Below are 18,837 nucleotides of genomic sequence, written 5' to 3'. Positions count from 1 at the left end.
AGCCGTTTGCGGGGCACGGCCCGGTCGAACACCGCAACCCGGACAGGCGATGGTCTGAGCGGGAACCCGGCCCGAACGACCCCGACCCGATCTCAGTTGCAGCCGTCGCAGATGCTGCCTTCGATCTTGTCGGTCAGAGCGCGTTCGCGCCGCCGCTGCTCCGGGGTCGGCACCTCGCCGGGGCCGAGGGACGTGCCGGGCGGCTTGGTGACGCCGAGGCTGTTGGTGTTCGGCGCCGTGATGGTCGAGACCGGGCCGCCGCCCGTGCCGGTCTGGTCGGGCGCTCGCGTCTGCGCCGCGAGCGGGGTGATGAGGGCGAGGCTCAGCGCACCGAGCGTCGCGGTACCGAGGAATCCGCGGATCATGGAAGGTCTCCCGTCGCCGGGAGAACGGGAAACGTGGTCGCCGGTTGCGTGGCCTAGCGCCGCCGCGCGGTCTCGCGCCGGAACACCCCGACCATCTCGACATGGCCCGAATGGCGGAACTGGTCGACCGGCGTGACGGTCTCCAGCCGGTACCCGCCGGCGACCAGCGTCGCCGCGTCCCGCGCGAAGGTTCCGGCGTCGCAGGCGATGCCGATCACCAGGGGCACGCGGGCGGCGGCAAGCTGGCGGGCCTGGGCCTCCGCGCCGGCCCGGGGCGGGTCGAACACCACCGCGTCGAAGGCGTCGAGTTCGGGGGGTAGCAGGGGCCGGCGGAACAGGTCGCGGCGCTCGCTGCTGATCTTGCGCAGGCCCGCGGCGGCGCGCGCGGCCCGCTCGAGGCCCGCGAGGGCCGCGGCATCGGATTCGACGGCGTGGACCGCGGCCGTCCGGGCGATCGCCAGCGTCAGCGGCCCGCAGCCCGCGAACAGGTCGGCGACGCGCCGGATGCGGGGGCCGAGGGCCGCCAGGGTCAGGTCGCAGAGCGTCGCCTGACCGGCCGCGGTCGCCTGCAGGAAGCCGCCGGGGGCCGGGTAGAGGCGCGTCGCCGCGGCGGGGCCGTCCGCCGTGACCGAGACAGGCTCGGCCTCCATCAGGCGCTCGCCGTGCAGGGAGAGCCGGGCGAGGCCGAGTTCGCCGGCGATCCGCACCAGCGCGGCGCCGACGCCGGCGCTGACCGGTCCGTGACCGCGCAGGTCGACGTCCAGGCCCTGGTCGGTGGCCGTCACGGCGACGTCGAGGGGCTTGCGCCCGTGGCCCAGCGGGGCGGCGAGGCGGCGCGCGACCTCCGGGGCCGGGTGGAGCGCCGGCACGGTGATCGGGCAATGGTCGATCGGCACCAGCGCGTGGCTGCGCGCCGCCATCAGCCCGGCCTCGGCCCGGCCGCCGATCTCGCGCACGTGCAGGGTAAGGCGGCGGCGGCCCGCCCCGTGGGCGTCGACGGCCGGCCCGGGCGTCACGTCGAGGCGCGCCTGGGACAGGGCCTGGGCGACGAGGTCGCGCTTCCAGGCGAGCTCCGCTTCCCGTGCGAGGTGCTGGGTGCGGCAGCCGCCGCAGCGCATGTAGTAGGGACAGAACGGCTCCACCCGGTCGGGCGAGGCCTGCGCGACGCCGAGCAGCGCGGCGCGGCGCGCCTCGCGGCGGATCTCCGCGTGCTCCCCGGGCAGCGTGTAGGGCACCGGGGTGCCGTCCTCGGCGATCCCGTCGCCGCGGGCGCCGAGCCCCCGGATCTTGACCGTCTCGCTATCTGTTGTCTCGCTCACCGCAACCTCGCGCCGATCAGGAACTCGGCGTTGCCGTCGCCGCCCGGCACAGGCGAATCGATCAGGCCCAGGATCGCGGCGCCGAGCCCCTCCAGGGTCCCGCGGACGGCCGCGCAGACCTCGGCGTGGACCGCCGGATCGCGCACGAGCCCGCCGCGGCCGACCCGGGCGCGGCCGGCCTCGAATTGCGGCTTGATCAGCGCGACGACCGCCGATCCCGGCCTCAACAGGCCCGGGAGGACCGGCAGCACGAGGCGCAGGCCGATGAAGCTCACGTCCACGCTCGCGAGATCGGGGGGCGGGACGAGGGCCTCCGGGCCGAGGCCGCGGATGTCGGTGCCCTCGCGGTTGGTCACGCGCGGGTCCCCGGCGAGCCGCGGATGGAGCTGGCCCCGGCCCACGTCGAGGGCGTGGACGTGGCGGGCGCCGCGGGCGAGCAGCACGTCGGTGAAGCCGCCCGTCGAGGCGCCGACGTCGAGGGCGACCCGGCCCTTCGGATCGACGCCGAACGCGTCCAGCGCGGCGGCGAGCTTGAGGCCGCCGCGGGACGCGTAGGGGTGCTCGGGTTCCGCCTCGACCCGGGCCCCCGGGGCGATCGGGTCCGAGGCGCGCGCGAGCGGGCGCCCGTCGACCCGCACGAGGCCGGCGCGGATCGCCGCCTGGGCCCGGGCCCGGCTCTCGAAATGGCCGTGCGCCACGAGGTACAGGTCGGCGCGCCGCGGGGACGGGTCGTCCGCGGCGGCCGCGCGGTCCGGGCTGGTCCGGTCTCGGGTCATCGGGGCTTCGTGCGGTTCCGGCAGATCTGCGGCGGAGGTTTCGGGCCGCCGCCCTGTCGAAGGCCGGCGCGCTCCCTAACTAGACCGGGCCGTAAAGGAGAGCCACCGCATGACCCGCACCCTGCCGCTGCTCGCACTGCTCGGGACCGCCGCCGCCGGCGGCGCCCTGGCACAGGAGCCTCCCAAGGAGGCGGCCAAACCGGCGGAGACCTACACGGCGCCGATCAAGAACGCCAAGGGCGACCCGATCGGCACGCTGGCGATCCGCGACGGGGCGAATGCCCTGGTCCTGCGCGTGACGATCCAGCCCGGCGGCCTGCCGCCCGGCTGGCACGGCATGCATTTCCACGCCGTGGGCGACTGCTCGGACCCGAAGTTCATGAACTCCAAGGCGCACGTGAACCACGACCAGAGCAAGCACGGGCTGCTTAACGCGGAGGGGCCCGACGAGGGCGACCTGCCGAACCTCTACGCGGCGCAGGACGGCTCGGCCAACGCCGAGGTCTCGAGCGAGACGCCGCTGAACGGCGAGGGCGGCCTGAAGGACGGCGACGGCGCGGCGCTGATCATCCACGCCAACGAGGACGACCACAACACCCAGCCGATCGGCGGCGCCGGCGACCGCGTCGCCTGCGGGGTGATCAAGTAGCCGTCGCGGACGGGGACGGCACAGCCGGCGGGATCGGCCGCGGCCGGCCCGCCTCGTCGATGGCCACGAAGGTGAAGGTGGCCTGCGTGACCCGCTCGCGGACCTGGGTGCAGAACCGCCGCGCCCAGGCCTCGACCTCGATCTTCATCGAGGTCCGGCCGACATGCGACACCCGGGTGTAGACGCACAGCACGTCGCCGACCCGGACCGGCCGGATGAAAGTCATCGATTCCAGCGCCACGGTGACCACCCGGCCCTGCGCCCGGTCGACGCCCGCGATGCCGCCGGCCTGGTCCATCTGCGACAGCACCCAGCCGCCGAAGATGTCGCCGTTGGCGTTGGTGTCGGCCGGCATGGCGATGGTGCGCACCGTGAGATCGCCCTTGGGCAGATCGACCTCAGCGGGCGGCGCGCCTCCGGCCGGTGAGAGTGCGACGTGCTGCATGCCGTCCATCCGCCCCCCGCACGCCGTCAGGACATCACGCCGGCGAGCTTGAGCCCCGCCGCCAGCAGAACGGCGACCGCACTCAGGATGCATTCGAGCGGGATGGATTGCCAGAGGTCCGGCGTCGCCGCCGCGGGCTCGGCGCGTTGCGCAATATCGTTCATCGGGCTTCCTCTCGGGCGCGCCGATCTGCCGTCGGCGGTCCCGTTCCCGGCACGATAAAGCAAGGCTCGCGGTCGCGCACCCCGAATCGGGGTGTGAAAAAGCCCGGCGGCTCGCTGGAGCCGCCGGGCCGGTCAGGTCGGAGAGCCGATCAGTAGTAGAACCGACGGCGCCAGTAGGGACGACGGTAGTAGGGCCGCGGGCCGTAGTAGAACCGGCGGCCGTAGTACGGGCGGCGCCAGTAGGGCCGCGGGCCGTAGAACCGGCGACGGTAGTAGTACTGGGCCTTCTCGGCCACCGCCGGCGCGGCTTCGGCGGGCAGAGCCAGCCCCGGGCCGATGGGCGCGGCGGACGCGCCCTCCGGCGCCGCGGCCGCGAAGCCCAGCGCCAACAGGGCCGCGAGCAGGAATTTCCTCAGCACGGTCTCGACTCCCTTTGTGTCATTCGTCCTGGTCGACGAACCGCGCAGGGCGACGGGCTCCGCTCGGTCCGAACCGCTGCAACGCGTGGGCGAGCGGAAGCGTTGCAGCTTAACCGCTGCGACGTTTCGGACAGGGTTGACCGCGGGTTGAGACGCGCGGGGTCAGGCGATCTTCGTCGTCATGTCCTCGATGCGCGCCTCGGCGCTCTGGCGGACCAACGCGATGCCGTGCTCGCAATCCTCGCGGCGGACATAGCCTTCGCCCGAATCGGCGATCACCTCGCCGTTGCGCGCCCGCAGGCGCCAGCGCCACTCGCCCTTGGCGTCCCGGTAGAGTTCGAACCGCATGTCGCAGGCCCCCGCTTCTTCCATCCCTCAGATGGGGGCGCGCCCGCGCAAGGGAAGGCGGGGCGGTGAGGGCGCCGCGGGGCGGACGGGCCACCGAGCGGCGCGCGTGCGCGATCGGCCGCCGGGATTCGAGTTAGAATTTTTCTTCCTCTCATTGTACGCTTCGCCGATCGGGATCCGGGACGCCTGAACAATAACGGGACGCCCGCGGCCGGTGAGGAAGAGAGTATGAACGAGATCGTCCAGCCCGAGGCCTACTCGGAGGTCTTCTACGGAGGCTGCCCGCACGATTGCCCCGACACGTGCTCGATGCTGTTCGAGGTGAAGGGCGGCGAGCTCCTGAGCGTGCGCGGCAACCCGGACCACCCGATGACCCGCGGCGGTCTCTGCGTGAAGCTGAAGGATTACGAGAAGCGCCACTATCACCCCGACCGGCTGCTCTACCCGATGAAGCGCGTCGGCCCGAAGGGCTCGAAGCAGTTCGAGCGGATCACCTGGGACGAGGCGCTGGACACCATCGTGTCGCGCTGGAAGGCGATCATCGACCAGTACGGGCCGCAGGCCATCGCGCCCTACAGCTACCTCGGCAACCAGGGCCTCGTGCACGGGCTGAACGGCGGCGACGCCTTCTTCAACCGCATGGGCGCCACCGTCACCGAGCGCACCTTCTGCGGCGAGGGCTCGTGCACGGCCTGGCTCCTCACCGTCGGCCCGACCGCGGGCCTCGACCCGGACAGCTACATCCACTCCAAGTACATCGTGATCTGGGCCTGCAACTCGGTCAGCACCAACCTGCACCACTGGGCGATCGTGAAGGACGCCCAGAAGCAGGGCGCCAAGGTTGTCGTGATCGACACCTACGCGTCGCGCACCGCCAAGGCCGCCGACTGGCACATCGCGCCGAAGCCCGGCACCGACGGCGCGCTCGCCATGGCGCTGATCAACTCGATCATCGAACAGGGCCTCGTCGACCAGGACTACGTCGACAACCACACGGTCGGCTTCGCGGAGCTGAAGGAGCGGGCCAGCACGCGCACGCCCGAATGGGCCGCGGCGATCACCGGCGTCTCCGCCGACGACATCCGGAAGCTCGCCCGCGAGATGGCGACCGAGCAGCCGGTGGGCATCCGCATCGGCGTGGCGCTGGAGCGGCACTACGGCGGCGGCCAGACCATCCGGGCGGTGACCTGCATCCCGGCGCTGACCGGCGCGTGGCGCCATGTCGGCGGCGGCATCACGCAGTTCGGCGTCTGGGAGCACCCGTACAAGTTCGACGTCATCTGCCGCCCGGACCTGATCCCGGAGGGCACCCGGGTTGTCTCGAACCTTCAGATCGGCCGGGCGCTCACCGGCGAGATGCAGCTCGACCCGCCGATCATGTCGATGATGTGCTGGAACTCGAACCCCGTGACGCAGGCGCCCGAGACCGACAAGATCGTCGAGGGGCTGATGCGCGAGGACCTGTTCATGGTCTCGGCCGAGCACTTCATCTCGGACACGGCCTCCTACGCCGACATCCTGCTGCCCGCCACCATGGGCGCCGAGATGGAGGACATGATCCTCTCCTGGGGGCACCTCTACCTGACCTACAACACCAAGTGCGCCGAGGCGCCGGGTGAGGCGATCCCCAACAACGAGATCTTCCGCCGGCTGGCCGCCCGGCTCGGCTTCGAGGAGGAGAACTTCAAGTGGAGCGACAGCGAGTGCCTTGAGCACTACGTCGACTGGTCATCGCCGGCCTGCGAGGGCATCGACCTCCAGTACATGCGCGAGCACGGCTTCGCGCGGCTGAAGGTGGGCACGCCGGACGACCGGGCGCCGCACCGGGAGGGGAACTTCCCGACACCGACCGGCAAGTGCATGCTGAAGGTGGAGGGTGCCACGAACTTCGTCGCCCCGCCGTTCCGGCAGATGTACGAGGGCTTCCAGCCTGGCGAGGCGCTCGACCCGCTGCCGGACTACCTCGGCCCGCGCGAGTCGCACACGAACGATCCCGAACTCGCCAAGCGCTACCCGCTCAACATCGTCTCGCCCAAGAGCCACTACTTCCTGAACTCCTGCTACGCCAACATGGAGGACAAGCAGAAGGGCCAGGGCGAGCAGTTCGTGATGATCAGCCAAGCCGACGCCGACGCGCGCGGCATCCGGGACGGCGACCGGGTGCAGGTCGCCAACGACCGCGGCGCCTTCAAGGGCGTGGCCCGCATCACCGACGACGTGAAGGCCGGGATCGTGGTGGCGACGCTGGGCTACTGGCGCCAGCTCAACGAGGGCACGGTGAACAGCATCTCGTCCGGCGCCTTCACCGATATGGGCCACGCGCCCTCGTTCTCCGACAACCTCGTCGAGGTCTCACGGGCGAACTGAACGGCTCCGCGCGCGGCGATCCGCTCCCGATCGCCGCGCCGGGTTCACACGGAGGGTCGAACCGTCATCCGGTTGCGGTTTCGCCACTCGTCCGGCGCGATCACCGGAAACGAAGCCGCCCGGGACGGATCCGTCCCGGGCGGCTCGATCGTCACTCAGGCCATCTTCGCTCAGGAACGGGGCGCCCGCTCCAGCCAGCCGATGCTGCGACCCTCGCCGCCGCCACCGCCGCTGCGCGGACGGGCATCGGCGCGCTGGGGCCGGGCGTCGCGGCTCGGGCGACCCTGATTCGGGCGCTCGCCCTGCGGGCGGGCGGGCCGGTCCGCGCGGGCGTCGCGGCCCTGCGGGGCGTGGCCGCGATTGTCACCGCGGTTGTCGCCGCGGCCGTCCTGGGGTCGGCCCTGCCGGGGCGCGCCCTGGCCGGGACCGCCGAAGCCGCGGCCGCCCTCGGGCCGGCCCTGCTGGGGACGGCCCTGCTGCTGCCGGGGCCGCTGGCCCTGGCGGCCGCCGCCGGGGCGCTGCTGCGGACGCTCGGGCCGGCGCTCCTCCTCGCGGGCGATCTCGGCGGCCTCCTGGCGGGACGGCGGGGTGAAGCCCTCGGGGAAGCCCGCCACCGGGACCTTCTGCCGGGTCACGCGCTCAATGTCGCGCAGGTAGGCCTTCTCCTCGTCGTTGCAGAACGAGATGGCGAGGCCGTCGGCGCCGGCGCGGGCCGTGCGGCCGATCCGGTGGACGTAGCTCTCCGGCACGTTCGGCAGGTCGAAATTGACCACGTGGCTCACGCCCTCGACGTCGATGCCGCGGGCCGCGATGTCGGTGGCGACCAGGACCCGGCAGGAGCCGTCCTTGAAGGCGGCCAGCGCCCGCTCGCGCTGGGGCTGGCTCTTGTTGCCGTGGATCGCGGCAGCCGCGATGCCGACTTTGTCGAGGCCGCGCACGACCCGGTCCGCCCCGTGCTTCGTCCGGGTGAAGACGAGCACGCGCTCGATCGCCGGATCGCGCAGGATGTGCCCCAGCAGCGCCTGCTTGGCGCCGGTATGGACGAAGATCACCTCCTGCTCGACCCGCTCGGCCGTGGTGGCGACCGGCGTCACCGCGACCTGGACCGGATCGGTGAGGTACTGGGACGCCAGGCCCGCGATGTTCTTGGGCATGGTGGCCGAGAAGAACAGGCTCTGGCGCTTCTGCGGCAGCATCTTCACGATGCGCTTGAGGGCGTGGATGAAGCCGAGATCGAGCATCTGGTCGGCCTCGTCGAGGACGAGGATCTCGACGCCCTCCAGGGTCAGCGAGCGGCGGTCGACGAGGTCGATCAGCCGGCCGGGGGTGGCGACGAGGACGTCGACGCCCGGCGCCAGCGCCCGCTCCTGGCGGCTGATGGTGACGCCGCCGAACACCACCGTCGTGGTGTAGGACAGGTGCCGGCCATAATCGGTGAACGACTCGGCGATCTGGTTGGCGAGCTCGCGGGTCGGCGAGAGCACCAGCACCCGACAGCCGCGGCGCGGCGCGCGGCGGTCCGAGAGCGAGAGGCGGTGCAGGATCGGCAGCGCGAAGGCCGCGGTCTTGCCGGTGCCGGTCTGGGCGATGCCGCAGAGGTCGCGGCCCGCCATGGCCGGCGGGATCGCCTGGGCCTGGATCGGGGTCGGCGCGACGTAGCCGGCCTCGCTGAGCGCCCGCAGCACGGGCTGGGCGAGGCCGAAATCGGTGAATTGGGTCAAGGATGTATCCGATGCAGCAGGGCCGACCGGGCGCCTCGCGTCGATCGCGAGCTGTGCCGTGTATGAGCCGGTCCGTTGGCAGGGGGCAGCCCGCGTGATGGGGCGGCCCGGGTGCATGCACGTTATGAAGAGGGGGGCCGGATCACGCCGGGTGGCGCCCGATCCGTCACGCAGCCCCCTCAAGCGGGCCGTGGCGGCCGCTGACGCTGCATCGCCGATATGCGTGTGTGCGGCTGCGAAGTCAATGCAGGGCCGGGTTGCGGTCCGCTCAGGCTGAGCGCCGCCGTCGCGCCGGTGAACAGCGGGCGCTCGTCCGACGGTGCTGTGCCCCGTGCACTCGGGATCGCCCGAAGACGCGGCTCGGCTGCCGATACGTGTCGATCCCGTCTTCCCGATGTGGTCGGGGCGGGCGTTTATCGTCGTTGTGACCGAGGATCGCCTCTGATCTGTCCGTTGAGATATAATTGTTTCGGAATTGACGGTATTGTTGGATCGTCCGAGCGTGAAAGTGTATCTAAAGATACGCAGCGATCGGTATCCAACGATCGCTGCGCGGCCGAACGGCGCGGCCGCGACTTCAGATATTGCCTATGCAGACAGTGTTTTCGACGGAGGGTCTCCACCCCCGGAGCGGCTTCAAGCTCTGGCGAGACCTTCTTGGGGAGCGGCTCGTGCCGATCGAGGTCGAGCGCCTCGACGACGGGCCGTTCCGGGGCAGGCTCGACGTCGCGGAGATCGGCGCGCTGTACCTCTCGCGCCTGACGCAGAGCGCCCTGCGATGCGAGACGACGCCCAGCGCGGCCCGGCGCCACGACAGGGCCGGGATGGTCGTGGTGCTGTTCAAGCTCGCGGGCCTGTCGACGAGCGTTCAGGACGGCCGGGAGGCCGTGCAGCGGCCGGGCGACATGGTCGTGCTCGACCATCGCCCCTCCGTGCTGACGACCCACAGGGACAGCCAGGCCCTGTTCCTGGAGCTGCCGCGGGAGCGCCTGGAAGGCGTGCTCGGCTCGACACGGCTCTACACCGGCCTGTCGGTCGGGGCGGACCTCGCCTCGGCCACGCTGGCGACCGGCTTCATCCACGACCTGATCCGGGTGCGGCACCAGCTCACGCCCGACGCCGCCGAGCGCATGTCGGCGATCGCGGTCGACCTGATCGTGGCGAGCCTCGCCGAGCGGCTCGCGCAGGATGTGCCTCGCCCCGTCCACGGCAGCGTCGTCGTTCAGCGCGCGAAGGCGCATGTCGAGGCCCATCTGGACGATCCGGGACTGGACCCGCCCCAGCTCGCGGCCGCCACGGGGGTCTCGCTGCGCCGGCTCCAGGAGCTGTTCCACGAGCGCGGCCAGCACATCTCCGACTGGATCTGGGAGCGCCGGCTGGCGGCGGCGGCCAAGCGGCTGTCCGACCCAGCCTGCCTGCACCTGTCGATCGGGATGCTCGCCTACGGCTGCGGGTTCACCAGCCAGGCGCACTTCTCCCGCCGGTTCAAGGACCGCCACGGCCTGACCCCGCGCGAGTACAGGGAGGCCGCCCTGCTGCGGGCTTCCGGTGCTCCGTCGGCTCCCTGATCGGGACGGTGGCCGGCCTCCGCCGATCCCGCGACGTCCCGGCGCGGAATGATGCGCGCGGTTCTCGCGCAACCCCTGGCCGGGCGCAGGCGCCTGCGCCCGGCGTGCGAACGGCACGCGCGTCGCGACCCGGCGCGTCGGCTCAGATAATGGTGTATCGTGATCGGCGGCGCACCGCCCTGTCATGCACCACATCCGGGTTGCCGCAGGTCCGGGCAACCGAAACAATGTGGTGCGGCCAAGAGGACTCGAACCTCCACCCCTCTCGGGACTAGCACCTCAAGCTAGCGCGTCTACCAATTCCGCCATGGCCGCATCGGACGCGAAGACCGGTCCGTTCGCTCGACCGTCGCGCGCCGCGGGAGAACCCGGGGCCGCTTTCGTGTCGCGCGGCGCAGCGGATAACAGATCGTCCCGCCGCCGACAAGCGCAGTCACGGGGAATCGTAGCCGCCGTCCAGGAAAGGCGCCGCGCCGTCGCCGATGCTGACGCCCGGTTCGACGATCGAGGCCGCCTTGCGGATCAGCTCGGTCACCTCCACGGAGATGCGGTCGCCCGTCACCACGATCTGCCCGCGCGCGATCGGGTGGTCGTTGGCCAGGATCTCGACCATGTCGCTGTCGCTGGCTTCGAGCTCGATCACGGCGCCGCGGCCCATCCGGAGGAGCATGTGCAGCGGCATGCGGGCCCGGCCCAGCACCACCGTCAGATCGACCTTCAGGGTCTCGAAGACCGCCACCGTCCGCCATCCCGTCTCGCAGCCGGAACCTTGCAACCGCCGGCCGCGGATGTTGAAGGCTTCGACCATCGACGCAGGATGGTGAACTCTTGGTAAACGCGCCCCGCCTCACGGTCAGCCCGCCCGCCTTCCCGAAGCGGCCCGGCACCGATCCGGTCGCCGGCCTGGTGGGCTGGCGCGTGAGCGACGCGGCAGTGGATTACGCCGCCGCCCTCGCCTGGATGGAGGCGCGCGCGGAGGCGATCGCCCGCGGCGCGGCGCCCGAATGCGTCTGGCTGCTGGAGCACCCGCCGCTCTACACGGCGGGCACGTCGGCCCGGCCGGAGGATCTCGTCGCGCCGGACCGGTTCCCGGTCCACGCGACGGGGCGGGGCGGGCAGTACACCTATCACGGTCCCGGCCAGCGGGTGGCCTACGTGATGCTCGACCTCGACCGGCGCAGCCGCGACCTGCGCGCCTACGTGGCGAGCCTGGAGGCGTGGCTGATCGAGACGCTGGCCGCCTTCAACGTCCGCGCCGAGCGCCGCGAGGACCGGGTCGGCGTCTGGGTGCGCCGGCCCGAGAAGGGGCCCGGCGTCGAAGACAAGATCGCGGCGATCGGCATCCGGGTCCGCCGCTGGGTCAGCTTCCACGGCATCAGCCTGAACGTGGAGCCCGACCTCGCGCATTTCGACGGCATCGTGCCGTGCGGCGTCCGGGAGCACGGCGTGACGAGCCTCGTCGATCTCGGCCTGCCGGTGAGCATGGCCGAAGTCGACATGCAGCTCCGCGCCGCCTTCGAGGCGATCTTCGGGGCGACCGCGATCGAGGTGGCGGAGTGAGCAGGGCCGCGCCATCGGGCGATGCCGCCGTCGTCGCGAGCGCAGCGACCCAGGGTGCGTGTCGTCCGGAGCCCGGACCGGATCGCTTCGCTTGCGAATACGCATAGCGTCCGAACGCTCCGGTCGGAGGCCGTCTCACCGGCGCCGATCAGAAATCGGCGTGCAGCCGCGAGGCGAAGAAGTGCGCCGGCCCGCGGTCGCGATTGTATCCGGGATTGTCGATGAATTGGTAGTCGAAGGTCAGCGTGACGAACTTCGTGAGGTTCAGGGCGTAGTAGGTCTCCAGCGCGCGCTCGGTACCGTATTTGAGGCGCCCGTCGCCGATCAGCAGCCCGAGATACCCGGCCGCGAAGGCGGCCCGGTGCGAGGGCGAGAGCCCGTTCATTGCGGCGCCGATGCCGACCGTGTCGTCGGGGCGGTCCCAGGCCTTGCCCTTCAGCGACAGGCCGCCGGAGAAGCTCCGGTCGATGTCGGTGAACGAGATGTTCTCGGTGCGCCCGTCGTTCAGGCTCGCCCGGGCGAACAGCCCGAGTTCGGGCGTCAGCGCCTGCTCCAGGTTGATGTAGCCGCCGGTCTTGCGCCGGGGGCGCCGCGTCGCCGCGACGGCGTCGTTGATGTCGTCGAACAGGCCGAGCTGGGTCAGGGTGACGACGTCGCGGTTGTTGGCCGAGACGCCCACATTCGAGAACAGCCCGATGCGGATCTTGCCGGGCTGCTCCAGCCACGGGAGCACGTGCCGCTCCTCGAACTCGACGTTCAGCCCCGCGCGCCGGAACACCCGCGGGTCGAGCACGTCGCTCGACGGCTCCTTGGGCACCTGCGTGTAGGCGGCGCGGATCGCGAATTCGGGGCGGTTGTACTCGGCGTAGACGCCCTGCGTGAAGCCCGGGAGATTGGCCGGGAAATCCCAGGCCGAGGCACCCCAGAGCGACCAGTTGAAGAAGTCCACGCGCGGGTCGTGCGCGTAGATGTTGCCGTCGAAGAAGTCGCCCAGCGCGAACTTGCCGGCGATCAGCGTGATCCGCTCGGCGTCGTAGCGGGTGGCCACTTGGTTCGGGCCGTCCGGTACCTCGACGGTCTCGCCGCCCAGCCCGAAGGTCTGCTTCACGTAGTAGCGGTTCGAGCGCAGCTTCGGGAACGGGGCGCCGGCCTTCTGCGCCTCGCCGTTGACGAAGCCGGCGACGCCCAGCGTCCGCGACAGGCCGAAGCCCTGGCTGAACTCGGGATTGTAGTAGACCTCGGTGCTATCGGTGAGCTTGAGGCCGAGGAAGATCGTGGCCGTCGTGGTCTGCCGGGCCTGATGGGGGATCAGGCTCTGCGCACCATCGTAGGGCGAGCGGAAGCCGGGAACGCCCTGCGCAATCAGCGTCGTCTGGCCGTGGAGCGAGAAGCGGCCGGTATCGCCGTTGTCGGGATCGTGCGGGGCGGTCTCGTCCCGGTCCGGGGAGACCTTCAGCCCGTCCGGAAACCACATCAGCCGCGCGAACAACTCGTTGGACGTGAAGCGCGCCCGGGTCGTGACCGGCCCGCCCGCGTCGCCGGGCACCGTGCCCAGCGGGAAGCGCCGGCTGCCTCCGAGATCGATGTAGCGGTAGTCGATGCCCAGCGCGAGGCTGTCGGTGATGGCGTACTGCACGCCCGCGCCGAGGGTGAAGCCGACGTAGCCGAGGTCCCGCCGCGCGGTGGTCTGGCCGCCCGTGTCGAGGTCCGGGTAATTCGCCAGGATGCGTGCGTTCGCCCCTGCGAGGCCGAAGGTGCCGTAGATCAGGTAGCGGTCGAAGCTGTAGCCGAGCCGGGCGCGCAAGGTGCCGTAGAGATCCGTCTTGGCGCGCACGATGTTGAAGGCCGGGTCCACGTCCGCGTAGCCGAAGCCCGCGATCGTCGAGGGGACGGGCCGCTTCAGATTCGCCGCGTCGAGACTCGCCTCGACGCCGTAGACCCACGGCCCGGCCTGCCAGTTCCAGCCGCCGAACAGGCCGCCGACCGCCGTCGTGGCGTTCTTGCCCTGGTCGCTGCGGCCGGTGGAATCGCCGCTCTTGAAGGCCGGGACCGGCCGGGCGCCGATCGTCGTCGGACCGAAATTGTAGGCGCCGTACGACCCGCCGGCACTGCCCTCGAGGCCGACATAGCCCCCCGACCAGTCGGTGTAGGACGGCGCCTCGGCGGGGCGCAGCGGGGAGATGTCGGCCGCCCGCGCGGCGGCGGGCGCGAGGAGAGGGACGGTTAGGACGAGCGCCGCGGTGCGAACTAGGGACACGGAACGGGATCTCATCCGACTCACAGAAAAGTATAGCATTTGCTAAAACGCGGCACGGGGCCGCGCAAGCCGGGTCGCGCGCTCGTGATCGCGGGCCATCGTGCGATCCATGGCCTTGCTGCCCCGCATCCTCGGTTCGTCGCATGGCACTGGCGTGACGATCCAGCCCGCGTTGGATTCGTCAAGATCCAGAGGGCATCGCACCGCGAATAGCTTCGTGAAAGTGCCCCGGGATCGACCTTTTTCGATGCAAAGACATGCGAATACCGTAATGTCGATGCGGCTGACCGGCAGATTAGAATTGTTATTATTTGACTGTCGTGCGATTCCGGTTTGAACTTCCCGCGGCCTGGATTATGTGCGGTCGCATGCACGCCTCGCACATCCTCCCGGTTCTCCGCGGCCTCGCCGCGGCCTCGCTCCTGGCGTTCGCCGGTGCCGCGGCCGCCAAGGAGGTGCCGATCGGTCCGCACGTGACGCGCAACGGCCTGGAGGTCGCGGCCATCTATCTGCAGCCGATCGAGATGGATCCGCCCGGCATGATGCGCGAGGCCGCCAAGTCGGACATCCACCTCGAGACCGATATCCGCGCCGCCAAGGACAACCGCAACGGCTTCGCGGAAGGGGACTGGGTGCCGGCGCTCGACGTCCGCTTCGAGGCGGTGAAGCTCGACGGCGACAAGCCCACCGACCAGACGGTGTCGGGCATGCTGATGCCGATGGTCGCCAACGACGGGCCGCATTACGGCGACAACGTCAAGCTGTTCGGCCCGGGTCGCTACCGTCTGAAGGTCACCGTCGCGCCGCCCGGCAAGGACAGCCATTTCGGCCGCCACGTCGACAAGGAGACGGGCGTCGGCCCGTGGTTCGAGCCCTTCGAGATCACCCAGGACTTCACCTTCGCCGGCGTCGGCAAGAAGGGCGCCTACTGAGAGTGCCGGAGCTGCCCGTGTCCCGCCTGCCGCGCTCCCTCGTCCGAGCCCTACCGCTGCTGCTGGTCGCCGCCGCGTCGGCCGCCGTGCCCGCGCGGGCGGACGACATGCCGGTCATCAAGGTGGAGATGCGCGACGGCGTGATCATCCCGACGGTGATCGAGGTTCCGGCCAACACCCGATTCAAGCTCGAGATCTCGAACACCGGCCAGACGCCGGTGGAGTTCGAGAGCACGGAACTGCGCCGCGAGAAGGCGCTGGCCGCTGGCTCGACCTCGGCGATCGTGTTCCGCACCCTCGATGCCGGCACCTACCAAGTGTTCGACGATTTCCACCCGGAAGCGAAGGCGACCCTGGTGGCCAAATGAGCGCGTCCACGACAGCGCCCGGCTCCCTGGCCCTCGCCGACGTCACACCGCGCCGCTCCGCGGTCGACGCGCGGCTCGCCCGGTTCGGCGACGCGCTGCGCCGGTACGGCTGGATCATCCGGTCCGTGCAGTGGCTGATCGTCGCCGTCTACGCGGTGCTGGTGATCGTGCCGGCCCTGCTGCCGCTGCCCGACAACGCCGCCCACATCTGGACCAACCTGACGCTCGCCGCGCAGTTCGCCTTCTGGGGGATCTGGTGGCCATTCGTGCTGGTCAGCATGGTGCTGGTCGGCCGAGCTTGGTGCGGCGTGCTCTGCCCGGAGGGGGCCCTCAGCGAGTTCGCGAGCCGGTGGAGCCGCGGCTACGCCGTGCCGCGCTGGATCACCTGGCAGGGCTGGCCGTTCGTGGCCTTCGCCGGAACCACCGTCTACGGGCAGATGACCAGCGTCTACGGCTACCCGAAGCCGGTCCTCGCGGTGCTCGGCGGCTCGACCCTGGCGGCGATCGTGGTCGGGCTGCTGTACGGGCGCAACAAGCGCGTCTGGTGCCGCTACCTCTGCCCGGTCAACGGCGTCTTCGCGGTGCTGTCGAAGCTCGCGCCGGTGAGCTTCCAGGTCGACCGCGCCGCCTGGGCGGACTCGCCCAAACCCGTCGGCGGCACCGAGTCCTTCAACTGCGCGCCCCTCGTGCCGGTCAAGACCATGCGCGGCGCGGGCGCCTGCCACATGTGCGGCCGCTGCAGCGGCCACCGCGGCGCCGTGCGCCTCGCCCTGCGCTCGCCCAACCACGAGATCGTCCACGTGGCCGGCGCGGAGCCCAGCCTCGACCAGACCATGCTGATCCTGTTCGGCATGCTGGCGTTGGCGGTGGGCGCCTTTCAGTGGTCCTCGAGCCCCTGGTTCGTCGATGCCAAGCAATGGGCGGCCACGTGGCTCATCGAGCGCGGGACGACGTGGCCCCTGGAGCACTCGGCGCCCTGGTTCGTGCTGACGAACTACCCCGACCGCAACGACGTCATGACGCTCCTCGACGGCGGGCTGCTGCTGGCCTACATCGGCGCCGCGACGCTCGTCCTCGGGCTCGCCCTATCGGGGATCGTGGCGCTCGCGACCCTGAGCCTCGGCGGCTGGTCGCTCCGGCGCTTCCACCACCTGACCCAGACGCTGATCCCGGTCGCGGGCTGCGGCGTGTTCCTGGGCCTGTCGGCGCTCACCGTGACGTTCCTGCGCGGCGACGGCATCGTGATCCCCTACGTGGCGGAGATCCGCGCGGGCCTGCTCGCCGGCGCCAGCCTGTGGAGCGTCTGGCTGGCCTGGCGGGTGGCGGGTCTCGCCGCCGGCGGCCTCCGCCGGGTGGCGGCCTCGGCCTGCATCGCCGGGGCGGCCGCCCTCTCGGTGGCCAACTGGGTGCTCCTGTTCTGGATCTGGTAGCGCGCGGTCCGCGCGCGCCGCGTCACACGACCTCACAAACCCTGGAGACCGCCATGATCGGCGCCTTCGTCATCGCCTTCCGCGAAGTCATCGAGGCGGGCCTCATCATCTCCATCGTGCTGGCCGCCACCCGCGGCATCCCGGGCCGGATGCGCTGGGTCCTGCTCGGCATCGCCGGCGGCCTCGCGGGCGCCGCCCTGGTGGCGCTGTTCGCCGAGAAGATCTCGGACGCGTTCGAGGGCAGCGGGCAGGACATCCTGAACGCCGCGGTCCTGATCGTCGCGGTGCTGCTGCTGATCTGGCACAACACCTGGATGAGCAAGCACGGCAAGGAGCTGGCGGGCGAACTGCGCGCCGCCGGCGCGGCGGTGCGCTCGGGCGAGCGGGAGGCGGCGGCCCTGTCGATCGTGATCGGCGCCGCGATCCTGCGCGAGGGGGCCGAGCTGGTCCTGTTCCTCTACGGCCTCGTGGCCTCGGGCACCTCGGGCGCCGACATCCAGTTCGGTGCGGTCGCCGGCATCGGCGCCGGAGCGCTCCTCTCGGCGGTGACCTATCTCGGGCTCGCCTCCATTCCGAGCCGCTACGTCTTCTCGGTGACCAGCGTCCTGATCATCTTCCTCGCGGCCGGCCTCGCCGCGCAGGCGGCGCAGTTCCTGGCGAATGCCGGGGTGGTCGAGGTTCTCGGATACACCCTCTGGAACAGCTCCGGCGTGATCGCCGAGAATTCCTGGCCGGGCCGCGTCCTGCACGCCCTGGTCGGCTACACCGACCGGCCGACCGCCCTCCAGGGGCTGGTCTACGTCGCCACCATCGCGGTGATGGTCGGCCTGATGCAGTGGAGCGCCGCCGACAAGCGCCGCGCGGTGCGGCCGGCCTAGCCGCGACGGGCCTGCGGGCGGCGGACATTGACCTCGCCCGCCTCCGCGGCGTCCGATCGCCGCGCGCTACGGCGCGCCCGTCGCCACCGCCCGGGCCGGGTCGGCGCCCCATTCCGACCAGGAGCCGTCGTAGAGCCCCCGCGCCGGGCGGCCCATGGTCTCCAGCGCCAGCGCGATGATCGCAGCGGTCACGCCGGAGCCGCAGGTGGTCACGATCGGCCGGTCCGGATCGACGCCGTTCTCGGCGAAGACCGCCTTCAGCTCCTCGGGGCTCTTCATCCGGCCGTCGCGCTGGAGGGCCGCGTAGTGCAGGTTGCGCGCGCCGGGCATGTGCCCCGGCCGGACGCCGGGGCGGGGCTCCGGCTCCTCGCCGCGGAACCGCGTCCCCGAGCGGGCATCGACGACCTGCGCCGAGCCGCTGTCCAGGGCGCGGGCGACGTCGTCCGCGTCCGCCACGGCGCCGTGGTCGAAGCGGGCGGTGAAGTGCCGCCGCTCGGGCTGGCGCGGGTCGCCCTCCTCGGTCGGGTAGCCCGCCGCCACCCAGGCCGGCAGGCCGCCGTCCAGCACCAGCGCGTCGCGCACGCCGAAGGCCTTGAGCATCCACCAGACCCGCGGGGCGGAGAACAGCCCCTGCCCGTCGTAGACGACGATCTGCATGCCGTCGCCGACGCCGAGCGCGCGCATCCGCGCCGCGAACACCTCGGGCCGTGGCAGCATGTGCGGCAGGTTCGACTCGGTGTCGCTCATGGCGTCGAGATCGAAGCGGCGGGCGCCGGGTATGTGGGCGGTGCGGAACTCGGCCTCGGGATCGCGGCCCGCTGCGGGCAGGTACCAGGAGGCGTCGAGCACGACGATGTCGGGGGCCGCGAGGCGGTCGTGCAGCCATTCGGGTGACACGAGGGGCGCTTGGGCCATGGTCGGCGGATCCGGCTCTGTTCGCGTTGCGGGCTGACAGAACCACAGGTCGCCCGGCGTTGCACGCCCGGGCCATCGCGGGACGGCGGCGTTCGGGCGGATTCGTCAGCCGCGCCAATGCCAATTGAGCGCGCGCCGGATCGGATGAGCTACGCATCCCGCACCGTGGTCCGATGCATCCAGCGCAGGCTGGTCTTGTTTTAAAGAGCCGTAACCCCAGTTACGACACCATGATGACGCCAATCGCGTCGGCCGTCCGGCCGGCATCGTGTTGGCCGCCCCGGACGTTCCGCTCGCGGACGCGATACGGGGACGTCGCCTGAACGAGATGCGTTCAAACCTTCCCTGTCTGCCCG

The 18,837-nt window shown here is 71.4% G+C and carries 19 protein-coding genes and 1 tRNA gene; 8 read left to right on the top strand and 12 right to left on the bottom strand.

Going from position 1 to position 18,837, the window contains the following annotated elements; genetic code table 11:
* Window positions 1–92: 92 nt before the first annotated feature.
* The 3 genes from BM314_RS24535 to BM314_RS24525 are packed head-to-tail and all read right to left on the bottom strand — an operon-like array spanning window position 93 to window position 2,460.
* Window positions 93–365: a hypothetical protein gene (locus BM314_RS24535; RefSeq protein WP_091683006.1), complete on the bottom strand. Its 273-nt coding sequence runs from the start codon at window positions 363–365 to the stop codon at window positions 93–95.
* A gap of 53 nt (window positions 366–418) precedes the next feature.
* Entirely contained in the window at window positions 419–1,684 is a 1,266-nt protein-coding gene (locus tag BM314_RS24530) for a class I SAM-dependent RNA methyltransferase (protein ID WP_091980851.1), read from the bottom strand.
* Entirely contained in the window at window positions 1,681–2,460 is a 780-nt protein-coding gene (locus BM314_RS24525) for a TlyA family RNA methyltransferase (protein ID WP_091980849.1), read from the bottom strand. Before BM314_RS24525 ends, BM314_RS24530 begins: the two co-directional genes overlap by 4 nt.
* Before the next feature lie 109 nt (window positions 2,461–2,569).
* On the opposite strand from BM314_RS24525, the gene BM314_RS24520 reads away from it, so the two are divergent.
* Window positions 2,570–3,109, top strand: a complete 540-nt coding sequence (locus tag BM314_RS24520) for a superoxide dismutase family protein (protein WP_020095625.1) — start codon at window positions 2,570–2,572, stop codon at window positions 3,107–3,109.
* Here the strand turns inward: BM314_RS24520 and BM314_RS24515 are convergent.
* The 4 genes from BM314_RS24515 to BM314_RS24505 form a co-directional block, all read right to left on the bottom strand.
* The gene (locus BM314_RS24515; protein ID WP_091980846.1) at window positions 3,102–3,554 is read right to left on the bottom strand and encodes an acyl-CoA thioesterase; all 453 of its coding nucleotides are present in this window, start codon (window positions 3,552–3,554) and stop codon (window positions 3,102–3,104) included. The two genes, BM314_RS24520 and BM314_RS24515, sit on opposite strands and share 8 nt — an antisense overlap.
* Window positions 3,555–3,580: 26 nt before the next feature.
* Window positions 3,581–3,718, bottom strand: coding sequence for a hypothetical protein (locus tag BM314_RS30750; RefSeq protein WP_165923092.1), 138 nt, complete (start codon window positions 3,716–3,718; stop codon window positions 3,581–3,583).
* A 149-nt stretch (window positions 3,719–3,867) separates the two neighbouring features.
* Window positions 3,868–4,137 (bottom strand): hypothetical protein, encoded by a 270-nt coding sequence (locus BM314_RS24510; protein WP_020095628.1) that lies wholly within the window; start codon window positions 4,135–4,137, stop codon window positions 3,868–3,870.
* A 162-nt stretch (window positions 4,138–4,299) separates the two neighbouring features.
* Window positions 4,300–4,485: a YegP family protein gene (locus BM314_RS24505; RefSeq protein WP_026605317.1), complete on the bottom strand. Its 186-nt coding sequence runs from the start codon at window positions 4,483–4,485 to the stop codon at window positions 4,300–4,302.
* Window positions 4,486–4,713: 228 nt separating this feature from the next.
* Here BM314_RS24505 and BM314_RS24500 point away from each other — a divergent pair, with 228 nt between their 5' ends.
* The gene (locus BM314_RS24500) at window positions 4,714–6,852 is read left to right on the top strand and encodes a molybdopterin-containing oxidoreductase family protein (protein ID WP_091980845.1); all 2,139 of its coding nucleotides are present in this window, start codon (window positions 4,714–4,716) and stop codon (window positions 6,850–6,852) included.
* Between the two features lie 170 nt (window positions 6,853–7,022).
* Here BM314_RS24500 and BM314_RS24495 read toward each other — a convergent pair whose 3' ends face one another.
* Window positions 7,023–8,573: a DEAD/DEAH box helicase gene (locus BM314_RS24495; RefSeq protein WP_020095631.1), complete on the bottom strand. Its 1,551-nt coding sequence runs from the start codon at window positions 8,571–8,573 to the stop codon at window positions 7,023–7,025.
* 590 nt (window positions 8,574–9,163) lie between these two features.
* Between BM314_RS24495 and BM314_RS24490 the strand changes: the two genes are divergently transcribed.
* On the top strand, window positions 9,164–10,141 hold the full coding sequence (locus BM314_RS24490) for a helix-turn-helix domain-containing protein (RefSeq protein ID WP_020095632.1): 978 nt from the start codon (window positions 9,164–9,166) through the stop codon (window positions 10,139–10,141).
* A 230-nt stretch (window positions 10,142–10,371) separates the two neighbouring features.
* Here the strand turns inward: BM314_RS24490 and BM314_RS24485 are convergent.
* Window positions 10,372–10,456 (bottom strand) — tRNA-Leu (locus tag BM314_RS24485).
* Window positions 10,457–10,574: 118 nt separating this feature from the next.
* Window positions 10,575–10,880, bottom strand: coding sequence for a FliM/FliN family flagellar motor switch protein (locus tag BM314_RS24480; RefSeq protein WP_091927727.1), 306 nt, complete (start codon window positions 10,878–10,880; stop codon window positions 10,575–10,577).
* An 89-nt stretch (window positions 10,881–10,969) separates the two neighbouring features.
* On the opposite strand from BM314_RS24480, the gene lipB reads away from it, so the two are divergent.
* Window positions 10,970–11,701, top strand: a complete 732-nt coding sequence (lipB, locus tag BM314_RS24475; protein ID WP_091980842.1) for a lipoyl(octanoyl) transferase LipB — start codon at window positions 10,970–10,972, stop codon at window positions 11,699–11,701.
* A gap of 148 nt (window positions 11,702–11,849) precedes the next feature.
* On the opposite strand, the gene BM314_RS24470 is transcribed toward lipB, so the two are convergent.
* Window positions 11,850–13,973: a carbohydrate porin gene (locus BM314_RS24470; RefSeq protein ID WP_170868173.1), complete on the bottom strand. Its 2,124-nt coding sequence runs from the start codon at window positions 13,971–13,973 to the stop codon at window positions 11,850–11,852.
* 353 nt (window positions 13,974–14,326) lie between these two features.
* Between BM314_RS24470 and BM314_RS24465 the strand changes: the two genes are divergently transcribed.
* The 4 genes from BM314_RS24465 to BM314_RS24450 are packed head-to-tail and all read left to right on the top strand — an operon-like array spanning window position 14,327 to window position 17,566.
* Window positions 14,327–14,890, top strand: coding sequence for an iron transporter (locus BM314_RS24465; protein ID WP_210187354.1), 564 nt, complete (start codon window positions 14,327–14,329; stop codon window positions 14,888–14,890).
* Between the two features lie 17 nt (window positions 14,891–14,907).
* On the top strand, window positions 14,908–15,258 hold the full coding sequence (locus tag BM314_RS24460; protein WP_091980900.1) for a cupredoxin domain-containing protein: 351 nt from the start codon (window positions 14,908–14,910) through the stop codon (window positions 15,256–15,258).
* Entirely contained in the window at window positions 15,255–16,688 is a 1,434-nt protein-coding gene (locus BM314_RS24455) for a 4Fe-4S binding protein (protein WP_091980836.1), read from the top strand. The genes BM314_RS24460 and BM314_RS24455 overlap by 4 nt, the downstream gene beginning before the upstream one ends.
* A gap of 53 nt (window positions 16,689–16,741) precedes the next feature.
* Complete coding sequence (locus BM314_RS24450; RefSeq protein WP_042672594.1) at window positions 16,742–17,566, top strand: FTR1 family iron permease; 825 nt, start codon at window positions 16,742–16,744, stop codon at window positions 17,564–17,566.
* 66 nt (window positions 17,567–17,632) lie between these two features.
* Here BM314_RS24450 and sseA read toward each other — a convergent pair whose 3' ends face one another.
* Window positions 17,633–18,481: a 3-mercaptopyruvate sulfurtransferase gene (sseA, locus tag BM314_RS24445; RefSeq protein WP_056526232.1), complete on the bottom strand. Its 849-nt coding sequence runs from the start codon at window positions 18,479–18,481 to the stop codon at window positions 17,633–17,635.
* Between the last annotated feature and the right edge of the window lie 356 nt (window positions 18,482–18,837).

The sequence above is a fragment of the Methylobacterium sp. 13MFTsu3.1M2 genome (genome assembly GCF_900112625.1).
GTDB lineage: Bacteria > Pseudomonadota > Alphaproteobacteria > Rhizobiales > Beijerinckiaceae > Methylobacterium.
The sequence above is the reverse complement of the archived record's forward strand: the minus strand, read 5'-3'. Positions and strand labels throughout refer to the sequence as shown.